Source organism: Luteococcus sp. Sow4_B9 (assembly GCF_052116585.1).
Lineage (GTDB): Bacteria > Actinomycetota > Actinomycetes > Propionibacteriales > Propionibacteriaceae > Luteococcus.
The window spans coordinates 21,062-42,389 of record NZ_JBQKKT010000024.1; the positions used below are offsets into that span (position 1 = coordinate 21,062).

Annotated in this window: 18 protein-coding genes; 9 read left to right on the forward strand and 9 right to left on the reverse strand. The window is 66.9% G+C overall.

Translation table 11 applies throughout. The annotated features are described in order from the left end of the window. Positions 1–76: 76 nt before the first annotated feature. The 8 genes from pulA to ACTQ49_RS12660 all read right to left on the reverse strand — a co-directional run bounded on the left by pulA (position 77) and on the right by ACTQ49_RS12660 (position 12,152). Entirely contained in the window at positions 77–5,851 is a 5,775-nt protein-coding gene (gene pulA, locus ACTQ49_RS12625; RefSeq protein WP_441828196.1) for a pullulanase-type alpha-1,6-glucosidase, read from the reverse strand. Between the two features lie 198 nt (positions 5,852–6,049). Further along, positions 6,050–6,367: a monooxygenase gene (locus ACTQ49_RS12630; RefSeq protein ID WP_441828197.1), complete on the reverse strand. Its 318-nt coding sequence runs from the start codon at positions 6,365–6,367 to the stop codon at positions 6,050–6,052. A 144-nt stretch (positions 6,368–6,511) separates the two neighbouring features. Next, positions 6,512–7,717, reverse strand: a complete 1,206-nt coding sequence (locus ACTQ49_RS12635) for an NAD(P)/FAD-dependent oxidoreductase (RefSeq protein ID WP_441828198.1) — start codon at positions 7,715–7,717, stop codon at positions 6,512–6,514. Continuing rightward, positions 7,717–8,073, reverse strand: a complete 357-nt coding sequence (locus ACTQ49_RS12640; protein WP_441828199.1) for a non-heme iron oxygenase ferredoxin subunit — start codon at positions 8,071–8,073, stop codon at positions 7,717–7,719. Before ACTQ49_RS12640 ends, ACTQ49_RS12635 begins: the two co-directional genes overlap by 1 nt. Positions 8,074–8,193: 120 nt before the next feature. After that, entirely contained in the window at positions 8,194–8,925 is a 732-nt protein-coding gene (locus tag ACTQ49_RS12645) for a putative quinol monooxygenase (RefSeq protein ID WP_441828200.1), read from the reverse strand. 1 nt (position 8,926) lies between these two features. Next, the gene (locus tag ACTQ49_RS12650) at positions 8,927–10,033 is read right to left on the reverse strand and encodes a VOC family protein (RefSeq protein WP_441828201.1); all 1,107 of its coding nucleotides are present in this window, start codon (positions 10,031–10,033) and stop codon (positions 8,927–8,929) included. Positions 10,034–10,126: 93 nt separating this feature from the next. Continuing rightward, positions 10,127–10,795, reverse strand: coding sequence for an aromatic-ring-hydroxylating dioxygenase subunit beta (locus ACTQ49_RS12655; RefSeq protein ID WP_441828202.1), 669 nt, complete (start codon positions 10,793–10,795; stop codon positions 10,127–10,129). A gap of 28 nt (positions 10,796–10,823) precedes the next feature. Further along, complete coding sequence (locus tag ACTQ49_RS12660) at positions 10,824–12,152, reverse strand: aromatic ring-hydroxylating oxygenase subunit alpha (RefSeq protein ID WP_441828203.1); 1,329 nt, start codon at positions 12,150–12,152, stop codon at positions 10,824–10,826. A 239-nt stretch (positions 12,153–12,391) separates the two neighbouring features. Here ACTQ49_RS12660 and ACTQ49_RS12665 point away from each other — a divergent pair, with 239 nt between their 5' ends. From ACTQ49_RS12665 to rplI, 9 genes are all read left to right on the forward strand, one after another. Next, a complete protein-coding gene (locus ACTQ49_RS12665; RefSeq protein ID WP_441828204.1) occupies positions 12,392–13,090 on the forward strand; it encodes a TetR/AcrR family transcriptional regulator in 699 nt (232 codons plus the stop codon). Between the two features lie 86 nt (positions 13,091–13,176). Further along, entirely contained in the window at positions 13,177–13,995 is an 819-nt protein-coding gene (locus tag ACTQ49_RS12670) for an SDR family NAD(P)-dependent oxidoreductase (RefSeq protein WP_441828205.1), read from the forward strand. An 84-nt stretch (positions 13,996–14,079) separates the two neighbouring features. Next, positions 14,080–14,466, forward strand: coding sequence for a rhodanese-like domain-containing protein (locus tag ACTQ49_RS12675; protein WP_441828206.1), 387 nt, complete (start codon positions 14,080–14,082; stop codon positions 14,464–14,466). Positions 14,467–14,653: 187 nt separating this feature from the next. Beyond that, positions 14,654–15,940 (forward strand): FG-GAP-like repeat-containing protein, encoded by a 1,287-nt coding sequence (locus ACTQ49_RS12680; RefSeq protein WP_441828207.1) that lies wholly within the window; start codon positions 14,654–14,656, stop codon positions 15,938–15,940. 213 nt (positions 15,941–16,153) lie between these two features. Further along, on the forward strand, positions 16,154–16,666 hold the full coding sequence (locus ACTQ49_RS12685; RefSeq protein ID WP_441828208.1) for a hypothetical protein: 513 nt from the start codon (positions 16,154–16,156) through the stop codon (positions 16,664–16,666). 251 nt (positions 16,667–16,917) lie between these two features. Beyond that, positions 16,918–17,208: a 30S ribosomal protein S6 gene (gene rpsF, locus ACTQ49_RS12690; protein WP_342090237.1), complete on the forward strand. Its 291-nt coding sequence runs from the start codon at positions 16,918–16,920 to the stop codon at positions 17,206–17,208. A gap of 147 nt (positions 17,209–17,355) precedes the next feature. Further along, complete coding sequence (locus tag ACTQ49_RS12695; protein ID WP_441828209.1) at positions 17,356–17,934, forward strand: single-stranded DNA-binding protein; 579 nt, start codon at positions 17,356–17,358, stop codon at positions 17,932–17,934. A gap of 136 nt (positions 17,935–18,070) precedes the next feature. Next, complete coding sequence (rpsR, locus tag ACTQ49_RS12700; protein ID WP_094765601.1) at positions 18,071–18,310, forward strand: 30S ribosomal protein S18; 240 nt, start codon at positions 18,071–18,073, stop codon at positions 18,308–18,310. An 18-nt stretch (positions 18,311–18,328) separates the two neighbouring features. Then, positions 18,329–18,781 (forward strand): 50S ribosomal protein L9, encoded by a 453-nt coding sequence (gene rplI / locus ACTQ49_RS12705; RefSeq protein ID WP_441828210.1) that lies wholly within the window; start codon positions 18,329–18,331, stop codon positions 18,779–18,781. 153 nt (positions 18,782–18,934) lie between these two features. Here rplI and ACTQ49_RS12710 read toward each other — a convergent pair whose 3' ends face one another. Further along, positions 18,935–21,268: a heavy metal translocating P-type ATPase gene (locus ACTQ49_RS12710; RefSeq protein ID WP_441828211.1), complete on the reverse strand. Its 2,334-nt coding sequence runs from the start codon at positions 21,266–21,268 to the stop codon at positions 18,935–18,937. Positions 21,269–21,328 lie beyond the last annotated feature (60 nt).

Sequence of the window (21,328 nt, forward strand, 5' to 3'; positions counted from 1 at the left end):
TCACAAAGGGGCGAACCCTCCGAGCGGTGCTCGGAGGGTTCGCCCCATGTGGCGGCCCGAAGGGCGGCTGGAACCGTCAGGCCGCGGGCTGCACGAAGACCGCCACCGTACGGGCCGGGACGGTGAAGCTGCCCGACGCCTTGTCGAAACGAGACTGCTGCACCACGGCGTCGGAGCCCTTGGCCTGCACGGGGCTCAGCTCGAAGTGCTGGCCCTTGACGGCCGGCACCTCCTGAGTGACGGCATGCGGCGTGGTGTTGTAGACCACCACCAGCCCGTCCAGCGCGGCATCCGCATCGGCGCCCGCCGTGTCGTCGATGCGCTGCACCAGGACCCCCTGACGCATCTTGTTGGTGCCGGAAACCGGGTAGCCCACCTTCGCCGTGATCTGCTCGGCCGAACCCAGTCGGAAGAGCGGGGTGGAGAAGCGCAGCTTCAGCAGGTCTGCCGCCTGAGCCGAGGCCTGCCTCACCTGGGCCTGGCTGAGCTTGTTCCCGGCGTCGGCCAGCAGCGGCTGCATGTACTGGTACTTGGCCTCATTGTCGGCCGCCGGGGGCAGTCCTCGGCCGAAGCCGTTGTCGGCGCCGGTCCAGTCCAGGCGGTTGAACCAGTCACCCGAGTTGTACGAGTTGCGGTCCAGGGACTTGCTGCGCAGCAGGTCCGCACCGGCGTGCCAGAAGGACGGCGTCTGTGCCAGGGCGGTGGTGGCGAGGCTGACGCCATTCATTCGCACCTTGTCGTCCATCGACGTGCTGGTGGGCAGCTTCATCGTCAGCGCATCCCACAGCGTCTCGTTGTCGTGGGCATCGACGTAGGTGATCACCTCCGACGGTTCACTGGCGTAGCCAGCGGGGGCACCGTTGTAGTCCACCTGGGCCCCGGTCTTCACCGCGCCGGAAGTGGTGCGGAAGGTGAAGTCCTTCAGGTTGCCGGCCAGTCCCAACTGCACCAGGTCCATGTCATGGTCCAGGCTGTCCGCTGCATGGGAATTGATCGGGGCGCCATTGGGGTCGGTGGCCTCGCCGGAGCCGAAGCCCTGCTTGCGCGGGTCCTCGTCGAAGGGGCCGCCGCCACGCACGGCGTCGCGCAGGCGGTCATTGAAGGTGCCGATTCCGGTGCCGTCCAGCTGGCCCTGGCTCGCCTGGGTGAAGCGGGCATTGTCCGCCACCTCACCGAAGTTCCAGCCCTCGCCGTACAGGTAGACCTGCTTGCCGTCGACGCCGTCCTTCGCCAGCGTCAGCTGGTCCAGGGCCGTCCGGACGGCCTTCATGTTCTCCACCGAGTGGTGGCCCATCAGGTCATAGCGGAAGCCGTCCACCTTGTAGGCCTTGGCCCACAGCACCGTGGCGTCCACCATCAGCTTGCCCATCATGACGTTCTCGGTGGCGGTGTTCTGGCAGCAGGTGGAGGTCTCCACCGCGCCCTTCGCGTTCAGACGGTGGTAGTAGCCCGGCACCACCTTGTCCAGCACGGACTTGTCGTCCTGGCCGGACGCGGCGGTGTGGTTGTAGACCTCATCCAGAACCACGCGCAGACCGTTGGCGTGCAGGGCTCCGACCATCGTTCGGAATTCCGCCACCCGATTGCCGCCATCCGCCGCGGCCGTGCTGGAGGCGTAGGAACCCTCCGGGGCGAAGAAGTGCAGCGGATCGTAGCCCCAGTTGTAGCCGTCGGCGTCAGCGATCTTCTTGAGGCACTCCTGCTGCTCCTTGGAGTCCGGGGCAAAGGAGGTCAGGTCACATGGTGGCGTGGCCTGCTTGGCCTCGTCCTCCTCGATGGTCGCGATGTCGAAGGTGGGCAGCAGGTGCACGGTGTTCAGTCCGGCCTTCGCCAGACTGCGCAGGTGCTTGGAGCCGTCGCCATTGCTGGCGAAGGCCTTGTAGGAGCCGCGATCTGCTGCCGGGACGGTCTCGTCGCCGATCGAGAAGTCACGGACGTGCAGCTCGTAGATCGTCGAGTCGACGCCCTGAGCCAGCTTCGGGGAGGCGGTCCGCTTCCACTGCTGCGGCGCCCACGTCGGGTTGGCCAGGTTGACCGCCACCGAACGGGTCGAGTTCAGGGTGAGCGCCACCGAGTAGGGGTCCGTCACCAGGTTGGTGACCACCTTCTGCTCGCTGGGCGCATAGACCTTCACCTCGTAGAGATAGCGGGCATTCTCGAACTTCTTGCCGGTGATCGTCTGCCAGCTGCCGGCGGCATCCTTCTTCATCGGGAAGCGGGTGGCCTTCGACGCGTCCTGGTCGGGCGATCCGGCGGGCCAGGTCAACAGGCTGACCTTCGTCGCCGTCGGGGCCCACAGCCGCCAGGTGATGCCCTGACTGGAGAAGGTGGTGCCCATCGCCTGCTTGCTGGCCTTGCCGGCGTACAGGGCGTCGAGCACCTTGGCGATCTGCACGCCCGACGCGTCCACCACCGCACCCAGGTCGTCGTACATGGCGACGGCCATCTGTGTGGTGAGGATCTGCGGCACCTGCTTCACGGTCGTCTTCGCAACGGTGAGCGCCAGGTAGCCCTTGAGCTCCGGGTGTTGGGCGAGCTGATCGGCCGGGATGCCCTTGGGATCCAGCGTGAGCTTGGCCTGCTGGGCGTCGGGGCCGGTCAGGCTCTCCGCATCGACGGCCAGGCCCGCGCTGGCAGACCAGTGCAGGCGCCAGGTCATCTGCTCCGGCGAAGCTCCCTTGGGCAGGGCATCGGCGGGCCAGGCGATGGTGTCGGCATCCAACCAGATGGCCTTCTGCGTCGTGAGATCGGGTGCGGAGCCAGCCTTCGAGGTGGTGACGGTGGTCTTGTGGGTGGCGGAGTCGTGGCTGATGGTCACCGCGACGCCGTCGGCGGGAACGGTGAGCTGCATGTTGCTTCCGCCCTTGGCCCCGTCGACGCCATAGTTCACGTCCCAGGAGAGTCCCTGGGCGATCTTGAACTCGTAGTTGCCCGCCGGCAGGGCGGTGGAGGTCCAGGTGTAGGTGCCGTCACCGTCGGGGTCGATGAGCCATGGCTGCATGCAGTCGGGTGTCCAGTCGTCGGCGCAGCCGAGCTCCGACTGCATGGAACCGGGGGCGGTGAAGATCGGCCCCTCGGAGTCGCTGGTCACGTAGTGGCGGGCGTGGTCGTAGTAGAAGGTGGTGGTGCCGGGGCTGGTGTAGGTGATGTTGCCACCACCGGGTGCACCGCCCGCACCGTAGTTCTCGTCCCACGACTTGTTGATGGCCGCCTTGTAGCCGTACTCGCCGGCCGGCAGGGTGTGGGTGGCCTTCCAGATCGTGTCCTTGGGATCCAGGGTGAGCTGGGCCTGGTCGCAGCCCGGCTGCCAGTCGTCGGAGCAACCCATCTCGGTGTTGTGGGTACCGGCGACGGAGACCGCATCAGGCTGGGTGACGGGACCGACATTGCCGGTGCCGCCATCGGCGACCGGCGCCGGGGTGCCGACCTGGGCGAAGGTGCTGGTGGCCTGGACATTGCCCGAGGCGTCCTTCACCGCGGTGCGGAACTCCACCAGGGTGCCCTTCTCCAGGGCACTGGTGTCGGCGAAGACCCGGTAGGGGGCATTGTCATCGGTACCCAGCGGGGTGAACTCGTCGGTGCCAACCGGGCGCATCGCGAAGCTGACCTGGGCAAAGGTGTTCTCGGGCACCGATGCGGCCACCTCGGTACGGCCCTGACCCACGACGGCGCCTGCGGTGGGCGTCCGGAACTGGATGGCGGGCGCCTCGTCACGGTCGCGCATCGGGTTCTTCGCCTTCCAGACACTCACCGACAGCGCGGGCACCGTGACACTGAGCTGGCTGTCCTTGCCGGCCGTGATGGTCGTCGACGTCCCGTACAGCGGTGCGAACTTCGTGTTCGGCGTGTAGGTCTGGAAACCGGCGCTGGCCGGCTTGGTGTCATTGTTCACCGCGACGACGTACTCGGTGCCGTCGGCCCGGTTGATCCGGCTGAAGGCGTAGATGCCCGCGCCCTGGGTGGCATAGCGGTGGATCTGTGCTCCGTCGGCGAGCGCCGGGTGCTCGGCGCGCAGCTTCGACAGGCCCGCGATGTGCTGGTACAGCGGCGCCGAGCTGTCAAAATGGTCCGTGCTGCCCATGGTCCCGCCGCCGATCAGCTGCTCGGCCTGGTACTGCGCGGTCTTCGTGGCGAACATGTCCTGACGGGCGTCCTTGTCGCCGCCGGCGCCGATGAAGCCCTGCTCGTCGCCGTAGTAGGTGATCGGGTTGCCCCGCGTGAGGTACATCAGCGAATTGGCCAGCTCGGTTCGCTGCGCCAGCTCGTCGCCCTTGTAGCCAGCCTTGGCCAGCATCATGCCCACGCGGCCCATGTCGTGGTTGCCCAGGAAGGTGGGCAGTTGGTAGGCATTCGAATCGACATCGGTGTACCAGTCGTCGCCGGCGTAGAAGTCACGCAGCCCGGTGGTCCCCTTGCCCTGCGCGGCGGCCAGGGCAGCGCCCTGGAAACCGAAGTCCAGCGTGGCGGGCAGCTTGCCGGCGGTGGTGTAGGTGCTCATCACCTTCGGGTCGGAGTCGTAGACCTCGCCGAACATGAAGAAGTCCTTGGTGCCGGCGTCGGTGGCCGCCTGGGTCACGGCCGGGCTGAACTCGCTCCAGAAGGGCGTGTTCACGTGCTTGACGGTGTCGATCCGGAAGCCGTCGATGCCGAAGCCCGCCCAGGTGCGGTAGATGTCGGTCATCCCCTTGACCACTTCGGGACGCTCGGTGAACAGGTCGTCCAGGCCGGAGAAGTCGCCATAGGTGTTCGACTCACCCGCATAGGTCGAGTCGCCGCGGTTGTGGTACATCGTCGGGTCGTTCAACCAGCCCGGAACCTTGAGCTCCTTGTCGGCGTCGGCGATCACCGGGGTGTAGGGGAAGCTGGTGGCCGGATCGAGTGCCGGGAAGTCCGGGGAGTTGGCGTGGTCGGCATCGTCGAAGACCTTGCCGGAGGCATCCAGATAGGGCTTGGCCTCCTTTGAGATGTACTCGTACTTGCCCTCGGCATGGCTGATCACGTCGGCCGTGTGGTTGGTGATGATGTCGAAGTAGACCTTCATGCCCTTGGCATGGGCCTGGTCCACCAGGGCCTTCATGTCCGCATTGCTGCCCAGGTGGGGATCGATCTGGGTGAAGTCGGTGATCCAGTAGCCGTGGTAGCCGGCCGACGCGTTCTCGCCCTCGCCCTGCACCGGGCGGTTCTTGAAGGACGGAGTGAGCCAGATGGCGGTGGTGCCCAGACCCTTGATGTAGTCCAGCTTGTTGATGACGCCCTTGAGATCGCCACCGTGGTAGAAGCCCTTGTCAGTGGGGTCGAAACCGTGCTCCAGGCGGCTCCCACGGATCCCACCGGTGTCATTGCTGGTGTCGCCATTGGCAAAGCGATCGGCCATCAGGAAGTAGAAGCGCTCCTGGGTGACGGCCTGGCGCAGCGAATCGCCGGCCAGGGCCTTGTCCGCGTCGGTGACGCCGCCGGCCAGGGTCTTGGGGGTCAGGCCGATCTGGTGGCTCTCGTCATCAAAGCTCACCTCCACCTGGGCGGGACCCTGCAGCACCAGGCGCGCGTTGTTGTCACCGTCGCCATAGGACTCGTCCCAGGACTGGTTGACCGCCACCTTGTACTCCCAGCTGCCCGCGGGGATGGTGAAGGTCCTGCTGTGGGTGGTGCCGTCGGGCTGGGCCTCCAGCCGGGTCTGGTCGCAATCGAGCTGCCAGTCGTCACTGCAGCCGAGTTCGCTCTGCAGGCTGCCAACCAGGGTGATGCTGCGATCGGCGGCGATGGCGCGGGGTGCCTGGGCCCCCATGCCAAAGGTCACCGCAAGGGTTGAGGCGAGCAGCGCGCTCGTCCGTCGCCAGATGGTGTGAACCACGTCGATCTCCTGTGCTCCGGCGCCGCGAGTGGGTCGCGGCACTCAGTGCCGGAGGCAGCGCTGCCTCCGATCTGGGGATCACGCTAGTGGGCACCTCTGACACTGGGAAGAGCAGGGCTGGAGTACCACTTGCGAGTTCCTGTGAACTGCTGAAGGGTCTCGTGGTGTGAGCCTCGAATGACCGGGATGCGGGCCGGATCAGCTCTTCGACGGTTGCAGGCTGGCGCGGTTGAGGGTGCTCAGTGGCTCGTTGACGTCGAAGTAGCGCACGTCCATCTGGCTGACGCCGAAACCGGCCATCCGCTCGCGGTGCATCGCCACATAGGCGTGGGCACTGGCCTGGTCCTCGAACAGGTAGATGCCGCCGGAGAGCTCGGCATCCTCGTTCTCGATCCACACCTTCCACAGGAAGCCGGGCTCGGAATTGATGGTCTCGGCCAGGCTGCGGAAGGCCTCGGACATCTCGGAACCCCAGGGGCCCTCGTGCGGGAAGTTCATCTGGACGAGAGTGGGCATGACAGCTCCTTCACTGGATCGCACCGTGTGGACAGCACCGTATCGCTCCGTGGCGACGGCTGTGGGCGCCACCCCCTGCGGCGACGGTTGCGGCGCCACTCCCGTGGGACGGGTGGGGCGCCGCGAGGGTGCAGTGCGGTTGGCTCAGCGAGCCAGCTTCTTCAGGTCGACCGACGGATCGGCCAGCTTCTCGGCGTCGACCACGATCCCGCGGTCGATGATGCGGCGGGCGGCGCGGACCATGGTTCCGCCGTCGATCGTCGCGGCGCCGATCATGCGGCCCTCCTCATCCAGGCGGAAGGCGGCAGCGGGAACGCCGTCCACCTGCCGCAGCACCTCGGTGCCGTTCACCATGTCGCCCACGGCCTCCAGATGGACGCCGTAACGATCCGACCACATCCAGCCGGCGCCGTGCACGGGCAGCGGCTGTCCGGCCAGCGCGGCGGCCACATTCTGACCGGCGTGCATGGCCGACTCCCAGTGCTCGTGACGGCGGCCCAGGGTGCCATCGGCCAGGCGATGGCGGGCAACGTCACCGGCGGCGAAGACATTCGGGATGCTCGAGCGCTGGGCGTCGTCGACGATCACACCGTTGTCCACGGTGATGCCGGCGTCCAGGGCCAGCTCGGTATTGGGCACCAGGCCGACGGCCACCAGCACGGCATCGGCGACGACCATGTTCCCGTCGGCCATCGTGATCCGGTATTCCTCGCCCACCAGCTCGATCTGCTGGGTCATGGCGCAGTACACCTTCACGCCATTGGCCTCGTGCATGTCGTGCAGGCGGCCGGCGATGATCGCGCCGCAGGCGGGTACCAGCGGCACCGGCACGGGATCGATCAGGCTGACCTCGGCGCCCATCTTCACGGCGGTGGAGGCCACCTCGGCGCCGATCAGACCGGCGCCGATGATGGCGAAGCGAACCCCCGGCTTGAGGGTCTCGCGCAGCTTGTCGGCGTCGGCGATGGTGCGCAGCTGCAGCAGGCCCGGCAGGTCACCACCGGGGATCGGCAGCATGCGGGCGCGGCCGCCCAGCGAGAGCACCGTGTGGTCCGCGGTGAGCACCTGGCCATTGCCCAGCTCGAGCTTGCCCTCACCGGGCAGCAGGCGGGTGACCTTCTCGGTCACCAGCTCCACCTGGTTCTCCTCGTACCAGGCGGCCGGGCGAAAGGCGAGCTTCTCGGCGGGCATCGACCCGTCGAAGTACTCCTTGCTCAGCGGAGGGCGGTCGTAGGGCAGTCCCTCGGGGTCGACGATGGTGATCCTGAGGTCGCTGCCGAACTTGCGCAGTTCCTGGGCGGTGGTGAAACCGGCCAGACCGCCGCCGACGATGACGAGCTGCTCGGACATCACTCGGCTCCGAGGACGGCACCGTCCACCGGGGTGCCGGGGTAGAGCCAGATCTCGTCGCCGCGCACCTCGACCTTGTGGGTCCTGGCCGGCTGGCTGGCCGGCAGGCACTTGGCGGCACCGGTGGACAGGCAGAACTTGGCCGAGTGCAGCGGGCACTCCACCTCGTCGCCCTCGATCCAGCCGTCGGACAGCTGCGCGGTCTCGTGGGTGCAGATGTCGTCCAGTGCGTAGTAGTTGCCGTCGGAGAAGAAGACGGCGATGTCCTCGCCCGTCCCGTTGGTGTCACCGTCGACGACGATGGCCTCCTCGTCCTCGATGTCTCCGACGGTGGCGACCTTGATCGGCTCGGCCATGGATTCTCTCCTTGTTCTTGTCACGCGTCCGCGGCCTCCTTGGCGCGGACATCAAGTCTTTCAGGTGTGCAACCCCTGCGCCTTGTCAGGGGTCAAGTGGGCGCCGGGCGAGTCAGGCCCTCAGCTGGCGGGCCAGACGATGGTCCCGGAGAACTCCGAGGCTGTGGTGGGCTGCCAGCGGTTGTAGTGGTGCTCGAAGACCTGACGGCGGTAGAACTCCCGGGCCAGAGGACCGCGCTGAGGGGTGGCCGGGGTGCGCAGGTTGTCGCCGATGAAGTCGGCGATGTGCAGGCGCAGTGCCCAGTGCTGGTCATAGACCACTTGGTCTGCCCAGACCTCCTCCAGCAGCAGGTGGCCGGGCATCTCCACGTTCTCGCACCAGGTGTAGCTGAGGCAGCCCACCTCGCGACGGGTGTCGATGATCTCCTGGCGGATCTTCACGTACATGGCATCGCTGGCCTGGACGGCGTTCTGGATGATGACGCGCACCTGGTCGCGGGCCGGCCACATGATGGCGCGTCCGGTCTCCGCGGCCTCCTCCGGCTGCCAGGCGCCGTTCTTCAGCGCGAAGCGCTCGCACCGGTACAACTCGGTGACGCCGGACTCGTCAGCGGCTCCCTCCACCAGACGCAGGTACTCCGGGAACTCACCGTCCAGCACGCGAGCCCAGAAGGCGTCGAAGCTCTGCTCGTCCTCCCAGGTCATGGTGACGGCGTGGAAGGTCTCGTCGGGGTCAAGACCCTTGTAGAGCTCCGCGGAATCGCAGCCCTCGATCTCGCGGATGGCTCCCAGCTGGATCACCAGCGGTTCGGGCTCTGCCAGGTCGTGGATGGTGTGCAGGACGCGCAGCATCTCAGGCCTCCGCGATCTCGGTGGCGAAGTCCACCGTCCAGTCGGGAGCCATGTACTGGTCCTCCGCGACGAAGCGGCGGTACACGCCCTCCACCAGGAAGCCGTGCAGCTGCTCGAAGGTGTCGTAGTAGCAGTAGGCCGAGGCCCCACCGCGCAGGTCCGAACCCATGACCACCGGGGCGCCCAAGGCAGTCATGTCGGCGGCCACGGCATCCCACTCGTCCTGGCTCTTGGTCAGGAAGGGGAACATGTGGTGGATGCCGGCACCGCGCTGGTCGGTGAACTCGCGGTTGTAGTGGGCGTCGCCGTAGGTGCACTGGATGATCTCGAAGCCAATGTCGCCGACGAATCCCTGCGCGGTGAAGTAGCCGTGCTGCACTGGGTTCTGGTCCCGGTAGAAGGGATTGTCCAGGCGGCCGAACTCGGTCTGCCAGGTCTTGATGTCGAACTTCTGGATGCCCAGGATACGGCGGTACTGCTCGATCGACTCCATGGTGTCGTCGATGATGACGCCGAAGTGGTTGATGCCCTGCATCGGGATGGCGCGGCGGCCACCGCGCAGCGCGGCGCCGTCCAGACTGCGAGCCTCGCCGCCGACGGCGTTCAGGCCGGTGGGGGCGTCACCGCTGGCGGGCAGCACCTCCAGGAGATAGCCGCCCAGTTCCTTGCGGGTGTCGTAGAAGGTGCGTGTGCGGCCGTCGACGGCGTGGCTGTGTGCCACGGCGATGCCCAGACCGTCGAAGTGCGCGCGGATCTGGGCCTCCTCGGCCTCCGCCAGCAGGGTGAGGAAGCAGATGCCCTCACCGCGGGAGAGCAGGTACTCGTTGAAGGGGGTCTCGCCGCCGGTGGGCTGCACCAGCTCGAAGGGGGTGCGACGGGGCGCGCCACCCATCGGGCCGGGGCCCTCGGGGTCGAAGTCTGCGGAGCCGAAGGCCGAGCGGTAGGTGCCGGCGCTGCGGCGGCCTCGGCTGACCATCTGGGAGAGCACGTCGGAGCCGCGTTCGTGGACGGCCCACTCGTTGATGTCCAGGAGCCGGGCGTAGCCCTCGAGGGCCTGGTCGAGGTCGCGCACGACCACGCCGATGCTGGCCAGGGTGGTGATCTTCAAGGTTCTTCCTCTCCCGATGGGGTCTGGGGGTGCCATGGGGCAGGCCTGCGGTGGGCGGGCCTGCCCCATGGCGGCTGTGAACTCAGCTGTGGATCAGTAGAACAGGCTCAGGTTCTTGTTGAGGATCATCGCCATGTCGAACAGGATTCGACGCTCGCGGATCAGGAAGCCCCAGGTGGAGTTCTCGTCCTTGACGATGATGTCGGTGCGCTCACCGGTGATGGAGTCGTGGTAGCGCTGGCCGTTCGAGCGGTAGTCGTAGAAGTTGGACTTCACGACGTACTCGCCGTCGCGGGTGCCCTTGGTCACGCGGATGTTGCTGATGACGTGGCGGGCACGCGACGGGGGCTCCTCGCCCCACGCCATGTTGGTCAGCAGACGGTCGACGCGCTGCTTGAGCTGGACCTTGTTCTCCTCGAAGTAGACCGAGGTGCCGAACTTCTTGATGCGGTTCTCGCGACGCTCACGGGCGTAGCGCTCCTCCTGGACCGGGGCCCAGTAGATGAGGTCATCGGCGAAGAAGTCGATCCAGTCGCCCCACTCCAGGTCGTCCAGTACCTGAACCTCCTCGTAGAGGAAGCGCTCGATGCCACGCTGCAGCTCGGGGTCGACGGCATCCAGCAGGGCCTGGACCCGATTGGTGGCCGGCAGCTCCGGGAGGGCGTCGTCCAGCTCGGTGTGGCGCACCGTGGTCATGTGGACCTTGAGCTCCTCGGCGTCCATGCCATTGGGCTGCGACTTGTCAGGGTTGTTGTTGCTCATGATTGTCTCCTCGGCGTCGTCGACGGGATCAGTTGGTGGACTCGGAGGGCTTGCCCATGCGGTGCTGGGCGCGCTTGGTCTTGATCTCTTCCCAGCTGTCGCTGGTCATCATGTCCAGGTAGTTCGAGTACATGTTGATCGCGGCGTTGTCGCTGAAGACGTGCTGCGTGGAGCCGCCGGGGTAGCAGCCCTCGTCCCACTGGATGGGGGCGCCAGTCATCTGGTAGGTGAAGCCGGAGTCACGTGCCACGCGGCCATTCAGGATGGCCTGCATCTCCTCCCAGTTCAGGGCGTCATCGGCCTCGAACATGCCGGCCGGGCTGAAGGTGCGCATCACGTCGCGACGCAGCGAGTTCTTGGTCTCCTCGTCGGCGCCCTTGGGGGCGAAGGCGAAGCTCCAGATCTCCATCTCCTCGGGGCCACGCGGATGGGTGATGCGGATGGTGTAGTTGCCGAGCACCATGAAGGTCGGCCAGATGTTCAGGTGGCCACGGACCTCGCGGTCGTCGCCCAGGCGGTTGGCGATCTGCTCGGCGATCTCCGGACGCTTCTCCCACTCCTGCAGGGCCTTGCCGGTGTTGGGAACCTCCTTGCCCTTCTCCCCGTACCAGGCGCCGCCATGGCCGTAGTCGGAGAAGAACTGACGGCCCGTGGGGTTGTCGCCACGCAGGGTGCGGTCGGCGGCGTCCGAGGCCTTGTTCAGCACGGTGGCGGCGGAGACGTGGGTGATCTCGGAATGCTGCATGTCGGACGTGGGCTGCTCGGCCATGAACTTCCAGTTGTTGGGCAGCACCCAGCGGTTGAAGCTGACCACCTCCATGCCCTCGTCCCAGCGGTCGATGTAGCCATCCAGGTAGTACTTGGCGCTGCCCAGGTATTCCTCGAAGTCAGGAGCGTCAGCATCCCAGTTGCCGAACCAGAAGCCCTTGTAGTTGTGCAGACGGGGAACGGGGACGGCATTCCACTGGTTCTTGTCGAAGTCCTCCGGGTAGGCGGTGTCCTCGCGGGGGACATTCATCAGCTTGCCGTCCAGGTCATAGGACCAGCCGTGGAAGGAGCAGGTGAAGGCCTTGGCCTTGCCCGAGTCCACGCGGCAGATGCGCATGCCACGGTGGCGGCACTGGTTCAGGAAGGCGGCCACGCTGCCATCCTTCTGGCGAACCACCATCACCGGGTCCTCGCCGATGTAGTTCTGGAAGAAGTCCCCCTTCTTGGGGATCTGGCTGTCGTGGGCCAGGAAGCACCAGGAGCGCTTCCAGACCTTCTCCAGCTCCTGCTGGTAGATGTCCTCGTCGGTGAACATCTGGCCGTTGAGGCGACCCTTTTCGATGTCCACGAGATCGGTGATGTCGGTCATGAGAACTCCCTTGTCGACGGACCGGTTGCCGACTCCCGTCGCCGGTCCGGAGGAGGGATTTCCTGCTCTGGCTGGATTCCGACGTTGGAGTCCGCTGTTGTTGCCCACATGCTACTTGAATGGGTATTCAAGTGTGATTAATGTCACGGTAGCCAGCGCCTCGTGAGGGGTCAACGAGGATGTGCCGTAGCTTGGAACGTGGGTCTGTGGGGAAAGTCTCACAGGGAAAGGCGCGGGCCATGCAGGGCGACGGCAAGGATGGCGGTACCCGCCAGCGGATTCTCAGCGCGGCCAGTCGTATCGCGATGGAGCGGGGCTACAAGGACACCACGATCGCCCTGATCCAGAAGGCGGCCGGAGTGCACCCGGGCTCCTTCTACTGGCACTTCAAGGACAAGGACGCCCTCTTTGCCGCGATGGTCCGTGAGGCGCAGCAGACCACCGAGGTGATGCCGCGCAGCCTGGAGGGCGATGCGGCCAATCCCGTCATGGGCGTGCTGCGCAGCATCGTCGACCGGCCGGAGCGCTACGGGCTGTGGCGCTTCAACGTGCAGCTGATGATGGACCGCGGCATGCAGGCGTCCAGCACCGCGGGGGAGATCCGCAAACTGCGCGAACTCACCCAGCACAACCTCACCGTCGCCTGGTTGGAACAGATCCCCGACGAGGTCTTCGAGGCCCACCCCGACCTGCCCCGCCAGCTGGCCGACTACTCGCTGGCCACCATCGAGGGCTGCATCCTCTCCCGGGTGGCCGGGACGCCACGCGACGAGGAGTTCATCACCGGGATGTCCACCGCGGTGCTGGACCGGATGGTCGAGCTGGCCTGCCAAGGGGTCGGCGTGCCGGTGCCGCCCTTCATCGAACAGCGTGGCAAGCCGCTGGCGAGGCTCGTGGAGCGAACGCAGACGAGCAGGGGTGGTGGCACGGCCTGTTGACGGTGACGTGACCCCGGCCTAGCGTCAGGACCGCGCCGCGGCAACACCCGTCGCAGGCCAGGGCAAGCGGACGAAGGGGTTCCCAAATGGGTTGGTTGGACAACCAGGTGGCAGTGCTCACCGGCGGCGGATCGGGTCTGGGCAGGGCGCTCGTGGACACCCTGCTGGAGGAGGGCGCCCGCGTCGTGGTGCTGGAATACTCCGCCGAGAAGTCCGAGCAGCTGCGCAGTGAGTGCGATCCCGAGCGCGTCATCGTGGTCCAGGGCGACGCCAGCTCATTCGACTCCAACAAGGCGGCCGTCGATGCCGCCGTCCAGGCATGGGGCAAGCTCGACACCTTCATCGCCAATGCAGGTCTGTGGGATGCCAACCGCGGCGTCGAGGCCATGACCCCGGAACAGATCGAGGCCGGCTTCGACGACATCTTCCGGCTGAACGTCAAGGCCCCGCTGATCGGCATGAAGGCGGCCGTGGATGCGCTCAGGGCCAGCAATGGCTCGTTCGTCGTGTCCCTGTCCAATTCCGCCCTGTATCCCGGCGGCGGCGGCCCACTGTACATCGCCTCCAAGCACGCCGGGATGGGACTGGTGAAGCAGCTCGCCTATGAGCTCGCCCCGGACGTGCGGGTCAATGGCGTGGCCCCCGCGGGCATGGTCACGGACCTGCGTGGCCCGACCTCGATGGGGCTGGAGGGTGCCGTCTTCGCCGACGCGGAGGCCTCTGCCCGCACCGTCGCCGCCAAGTCCGCGCTGCACCGCTGCCCGGACCCGGTGGACTACACCGGCGCCTACGTGTTGCTCGCGTCGCGCCGCTACGGCATCACCACGTCGGGCTCCGTGCTGGACATCGCCAATGCCAAGGGGCTGATCGGACGGGTGGCCGACGACCTGCTGGCAGCCCGCTGACGCGGGATGGCTTGTCCTGCACGCCATGTTCGCCCAGAGCCACACTGCTTCGGTGGCTCTGGCTGATGTGGTGGGATTGCTCGCATGGGATTGCGTGACCGACTGATCAACCGGATGACCCCGGAAGGGGGCATCAGCGTCGATGAGGCGCTCCAGCTGCTCGCCAAGGGCGGGGTGCTGTGCGATGTCCGCGGGCTCAAGGAGTACGAGGCCGGTCATGTTCCCGGGGCACGCCTGGTTGACGTGCGCGAGCTCGCCGAGAATGTGATGGACGCGGTCTACGGTGACGATCCCTTTGCCGAGCCGGGCCAGGCCATCGTCCTGATCTGTGACACCGGGCTTCGCTCCGGCCATGCCGTGAAACTGGTGCGGGACCAGGGGATGACCTGCGAGTTCGTGGATGGTGGCTTGATGGCCTGGCGCGAATCGGGTCAGATCCTGATTCCCGGCCCGCCGCGTCCGCGTCGCTGACGCCGCAGGCTCCGTTGCGGCGTCGGAGTCGGACTCCCTTCGGGTGGTTACCCTCGTGATTTTCCATGGCACATTGAGAATCACGTTCGATGAAGGATTCCTCATGACTTCTTCACGTTGACTTCATGGCTGCTGGCTTGGCTTGGGTGCAGGCGGGATCGAGCCCGTCGAGACCCGAGGAGTGAGCATGAAGAAGTTCAGCACTGCCGCGTCTGCCGCGGCCCTGGGAGCACTGGTCTTCGCCGGCATGCCGGCACCCCACGCGCTGGCTGATGACCTGACCTGCCGGGGCACGCTGTCCAACCGGTCCATCGGCGGATCGGTCGTCGTGCCCACGGGGGCCACCTGCACCATCAATGGCGGCACGGTTGACGGCGATGTCAAGGTCTACGGCGGGGCGAGCGTCACCGTGAACGGCACCGTCGTCAAGGGCAACATCCAGGGTGAGGGGCACGCGCGCGTCACCTCGACCAATGCCCGGGTGGACGGCAACATCCAGCTCAAGCAGGGCCGTGCTGCCCAGTTGACCGGCAACCGCGTCGACGGCGACATCCAGCTGTTCAGCAACCGCGCAGCCCAGGACGTCACCCGCAATGTGATCGACGGGAACCTGCAGTGCAAGAGCAATGTTCCTGCTCCTACTGGCAGCGGCAACACCGTGCGTGGCACTGCGGAGGACCAGTGCCGCGCCCTGCGTCCGCGCACCACCACGACCAGCCCAGCCAAGAAGACCAAGGGTGACTTCACCGGCGACGGGATCGCCGACGTGGTGGCCATCGACAGCGCGGGCAATCTGCGCGTCTACCCCGGCAGCGCGAGCGGCAAGCTCAGCTCCGGCCGGATCGTCGGCAAGGGTTGGGGTGGATTCAACTGGATCGGGGTCATGCCCGACGTGACGGGCGACGGCGTCTCCGACCTCCTCGCCCGCAACAGCAGTGGTGTCCTGTACCGCTACAGCGGTGGCATCAACAAGGGCTTCTCCGGAGGTACCCGCGTGGGCAGTGGCTGGGGCGGCATGCAGCTGATGACCATCGTCGGAGACATGGACCGCGACGGCCGGACCGAGATGGTGACCCGCCGCGCCGACGGCAGACTCTTCCGCTACACCGTGACGAAGACGGTCTCGCCGGCTCGGCAGATCGGCCATGGTTGGGACGGCATGAGTTTCCTGATTGGCGCGGGTGACTTCAACGGAGACGGTCGATCTGATCTGACGGCCATCGCCAAGGATGGCGTGATGCGCGTCTACTTCGCATCGTCCACGGGTGGCTTTGCCGGTGTTCGCAAGACCGGGCACGGCTGGAACACCTTCACGGCGGCCTTCACCCCCGGTGACTACAACCGCGACGGTCGTGCGGAGTTGGTGGGGCGTCGTCGTGACGGCAATCTCTACACCTACCGCAACCAGGGCACCTCGTGGGGTGCGGCGCAACTGTCCGGCACCAGCTGGTTCGGCATCAAGGCCTTTGGCTGAGCGCCACCTCCCGTCCGGATTCCTGCCCCCGCGCCTCCCTTTGGGGAAGGTGCGGGGGCAGTCCCTTGCCGGCGTGTTCAGTGGGGAACTCCACGGGTGATCCGATCCAGTGGATGAAGGATTCCTCATCGATTCTTCACGGGGTCGTCATGGTCATCTCGTTGGCTTGCAGTGGACGGGCACAGGGGCCCGTCAAGACTCGGAGGAGTAGGCATGAAGAAGACTGGACTGGCCGTCTCGATGGCCATCGGGGCAGTGCTGTTCGCCGGGGTTCCGGCGCTCGATGCCCAGGCTGACGACCTGCGGTGCCGCGGCACCCTGACCAACCGCTCGGTGGGCGGATCGGTCATCGTGCCCAAGGGGGCCACCTGCACCATCAACGGCGGCAGCGTCGACGGTGACATCAAGGTCTACGACGGAGCGACCGTCACGGTCAACGGCACCTACGTCGAGGGCAACATCCAGGGCGAGGGCCATGCCCGCGTCACCACCACCAATGCCTATGTCGACGGCAACATCCAGCTGGAGGACGGCGGTGCTGCCTGGCTGGCCGGCAACCGCGTCGACGGTGACATCCAGCTGTTCGGCAACCGCGCCGCCCAGTACGCGGCGTACAACGTCGTCGACGGCAACCTGCAGTGCAAGAGCAACCGTCCGGCTCCCACCGGCGGTCAGAACACCGTCGAGGGCAATGCCGAGGACCAGTGTCGTCACCTCGGACGCTGACCTCGGTCAGGCCTGGCTTCACGGTTGGCGCCTGAGCCGCTGACCGGCCATCCCGACGTGGGGTGGGTCCGCCTTCCTGTTGGGAAGGGGGCCCACCCCCCGCGTCGCCTGCCCGATTCGGTCGACGGGGGTGCCACCCGGTATCGTGGTCCCTTGGACGCCAGCGCCCGAAGCTGGATGTCCACGGCACACGCCCTCCTGCCATGGGACCGACCCATGGCCGTTGAGACCAGAGGAGGTGGAGTACGCGTATGCGCAAGTACGAGATTGTGGTCATCATTGACCCCGACGTCGACGAGCGTCAGGTTTCTCCCCTGATGGACAAGCACACCAAGACGATCACCGAGGCCGGTGGCACCGTCGACAACATCGATGTGTGGGGCAAGCGTCGCCTCGCCTACGAGATCCGCAAGAAGCCGGAAGGCATCTACGTCGTCCTGAACGTGACCGCCGAGCCGGCCGCCGTGAAGGAAATGGATCGTCTGATGACGATCGACGAGCAGATCATGCGGACCAAGGTGATGCGTCCTGACGCTCACTGAGCCCTGCTCAGCTGACGTCTGACCGTCCGGGCAACACCCGGACAACACCCAATGCATTCCCCGGACTGGTGCGGGATGGAAAACTGTCGGTGGCAACTGGCAGCGTGACTCCCATCAGTCCACACGTCCGATCCAACGGAGACCAACATGGCAGGCGAAACTCCCATCACCCTCGTCGGCAACCTCACCGCCGACCCCGAGCTGCGCTTCACCCCGTCGGGTGCCGCCGTCGCGAACTTCACCGTCGCGTCGACGCCGCGCCAGTTCGACCGTCAGACCAATGAGTGGCGTGACGGCGAGGCCATGTTCCTCAACTGTTCGGTGTGGCGTCAGGCCGCCGAGAACGTCGCCGAATCCCTGCAGAAGGGGATGCGTGTCGTCGTCCAGGGCCGCCTGAAGAGCCGGAGCTACGAGACCCGCGAGGGTGAGAAGCGCACCGTCTTCGAGGTTGAGGTCGAAGAGGTCGGTCCCTCCCTGAAGTACGCCACCGCGAAGGTCACCCGCACGTCGGGCGGCAATTCCGGGGGCAACTGGCAGGGTGGCAACCAGGGTGGTGGCTACAACGGCGGCGGCAATGCCGGCGGTGGCAACCAGGGCTGGGGCAACCAGGGCGGCGGCAACGCCGGCGGTGGTTGGCAGTCCGCACCCCAGGGCCAGGGTGGAGACAATCGCGGTGGCGGCGTCGATCCGTGGGCACAGGCCCAGAGCGACGAGCCCCCGTTCTGATCGACCGGGGCCAGTGAGACGGCCCCCACTCGCTCAGTAGCCCATCCAGTACCAAGAACACCATTCCCAGTTGGGAAGGCACATTCCGGCGAGAGCCGGGCTCGCGGGAGAACTCCCGCAGATGAGGAGCACCACAATGGCCGGTCCACAGCGCAAGCCTGTGAACAAGAAGAAGATCGTTCCGATGAAGTCGGTTCGCATCGACAACGTCGACTACAAGGACGCCGCGACCCTGCGGAAGTTCATCTCCGAGCGCGGAAAGATCCGTGCGCGCCGTGTCACGGGCCTCTCGGTCCAGGACCAGCGCAAGGTCGCCATCGCGATCAAGAACGCTCGTGAGCTCGCCCTGCTGCCCTACGCGTCCACCGCGCGCTGAGAAAGAGGAGTCTGACTGATGAAGCTCATTCTCACCGCACCCGTCGAGAAGCTCGGCATTGCCGGCGACGTCGTCGAGGTCAAGGACGGCTACGGCCGCAACTTCCTGATGCCCCAGGGCAAGGCGATCCGCTGGACCCGCGGCGCCGAGAAGCAGATCGAGGGCATCAAGCGCGCTCGTGATGCCCGTGAGATCCGTGGCATCGAGCATGCCAACGAGGTCAAGAAGCAGCTCGAGGGCATCGAGGTCACCTACGCGGCCCAGGCCGCCAGCGCCGAGGGCAAGCTCTTCGGTGCCGTGACCGCTGCCGACATCGCCAAGGCGATCAAGACTGCCGGTGGCCCCGCCATCGACAAGCGTTCCATCGAGATCGCCAAGCCGATCAAGCTGGCCGGTTCGCACGTCGTCGGCATCAAGCTGCACGAGGCCGTGACCGCTCACATCCCCGTGAACGTCACCGCCGCCAAGTGATCACGGCCCTTAGGGGCTTGAGACTCTGAATGGCCCAGGGCCCACACCATCACGGTGTGGGCCCTGGTTCCGTGTCCGGCCCTTCGTGGTCCCTCGTGGCCCAGCGGGGTGGGCGAGGAATGGCGGTGCTGGACAGTGGTTGCGGACCCCGCCTCACTCCAGCGGCTCGTAGGTGCGCAGTCGCAGCGAATTGGTGACCACCAGCACCGAGCTCAAGGCCATCGCAGCCGCGGCGATCAGCGGGTTGAGCAGACCGGCGGCGGCGATCGGGATGGCGGCCACGTTGTAGCCGAAGGCCCACACCAGGTTCATCTTGATGGTGGAGATCGTGCGACGGCTGAGCTGGATTGCGTCCACCAGGGTGCGCAGGTCATCACGCACGATGATGATGTCGGCACTCTTCATCGCGATCTCGGTGCCCTGACCCATCGCGATGCCCAGATTGGCGGTTGCCAGTGCCGCCGAATCGTTGATGCCGTCTCCCACCATGGCCACATTGCGGCCCTCATCGCGCAGCTCCTGCACGACGGTGGACTTCTCGTCGGGCAACACGCGGGCGCGCACCTCGTCGATGTCCAGCTGCTGGGCGACGTGACGCGCCACCAGCGCCGAGTCCCCGGTCAGCAGGACCGTGCGCAGTCCCATCTCCTTGAGACGGTCGACGGCGCGCTGGGCGCTCGGCTTGATCTGGTCCGCCATGCTGATGACCCCCAGCAGACGGCCGTCCAGACGAACGGCGACGGCGACGGAACCGTCTCGTTCGGCCATCTCGATGGCGTCCACGGCCCACCCCTCGGCAGGCTCGGGGGCCGGGAATGTCGTGCTCGCCGAGCTGGCGTGGGCGTCCAGCCGACCCACCACGCACTCCTGGCCGTTCACCAGGGCGCGGGCGCCCCATCCCGGCAGCGCGCGGAAGTCGGTCACCACGGGCGCGGGGTCTTGCGCGCCGCGGTGCTCGTCGTTGGTGGTGATCGCCGCAAGGTCGTCGGCCACCGTGACGATGGCGGCCGCGATGGGATGCTCCGAGCTGCGCTCCACCGCAGCGGCGGGCACCAGGACGTCGCTGGGGGTCAGGCCGGGCGCGGGAACCACATTCGTCACGGCCATCCGGCCCGTCGTCAGCGTGCCGGTCTTGTCCAGCACGACGGTGTCGATCCTGCCCGAGGACTCCAGCGCATCCTGCCCCTTCACCAGGATGCCGAGCTGACCGGCGCGGCCAACCCCCACCATCAGCGCCGTGGGAGTGGCCAGGCCCAGGGCACAGGGGCAGGCGATGATCAGTACGGCGACGCCATTGGCCAGCGCGCGGGCTCCGGAGCCCGTCGCCAGATACCAGGCGATGCCCACGACGATGGCCAGCACGATGACGGCCGGGACGAAGTACTGGGTGATCCGGTCGGCCAACTTCTGCGCACGTGACTTGCGCCGCTGGGCCTCGTCGGCGATGGCTGCCATCTGGGCCAGTCGGGTGCGCGCACCCACAGCCTCGGCCGTGACCACCAGGCGGCCGGTGAGGTTCGTGGTGCCGCCCAGCACCGCGTCGCCCACCCCGGTCTCGGCCGGGATGGACTCGCCGGTCATGGCGGAGGTGTCGATCGTCGAACTGCCCTCGATGATCGTGCCGTCCGCGACGAGCCGCTCGCCGGGCAGCACGACGTACTGCTGTCCCCTCTGCAACTGGTCGGCGGGCACGGTCTGCGTGGAGCCGTCGGGTAGCAGCAGACGCACCTCCTTGGCGGCCAGATTGCCCAACGCGTGCAGCACCTCACCCGCCCGGCGTCGGGCGCGGGACTCGAAGTAGCGCCCCGCCAGTTGGAAGGTCACCATGCCTGCCGCCACGTCCAGGTAGACCGCGTCGGCGCCCGCGGGCGTGGTGCCGAAGCCCAGCCACCAGCCGGCATCGGTGGCGGGATATTTCAGCGTCCACAGCGCCCACAGGAAGCTCACGGTCGCACCCAGGGAGATCAGCGTGTCCATGCTCAGTGAGCGGTGTCGGATGCCGCGGATGGTGGCGCGGTGGAAGGGCCAGGCGCACCAGGTGACGATCGGCAGGGCGAGCAGCACGCACACCAGCTGCCAGCCCGGGAAGCGGACGCTGGGCACCAGGGCCAATTGCAGGGTCAGCGACATCAGGGGGATGCTCAACAGGCCGGCGACTCCCATCCGTCGCCGCAGCGAGGAGGTGCGCTCCTCGGCGGCTCGCTGGGTCCACGTGTCGTCCTCGTCGTCGTGCACCGCGGCGCCGTAGCCGGCCTTCTCGACGGTGGCGATGGCCAGCTCGGCATCGTCGGGCCCGAGTCCCTGCACGAGTGCGCGTTCCGTGGCCAGGTTCACCATGGCGGTGACGCCGTCGAGCTTGTTCAGCTTGCGCTCGATGCGATTGGCGCAGGCCGCGCAGGTCATGCCGGAGATGTCGAGCTCCAGCTGCTGGCCAAGGGTCTCGCTGCCGCCGTGGGTGGCTGGGCGAGGGGTGACCGGAGCGCTCATCTGGGACCTTCTGCAGTGGTGGGGGGGGGGGGGGGGGGGGGGCGCGCCCCCCCCCCGCCC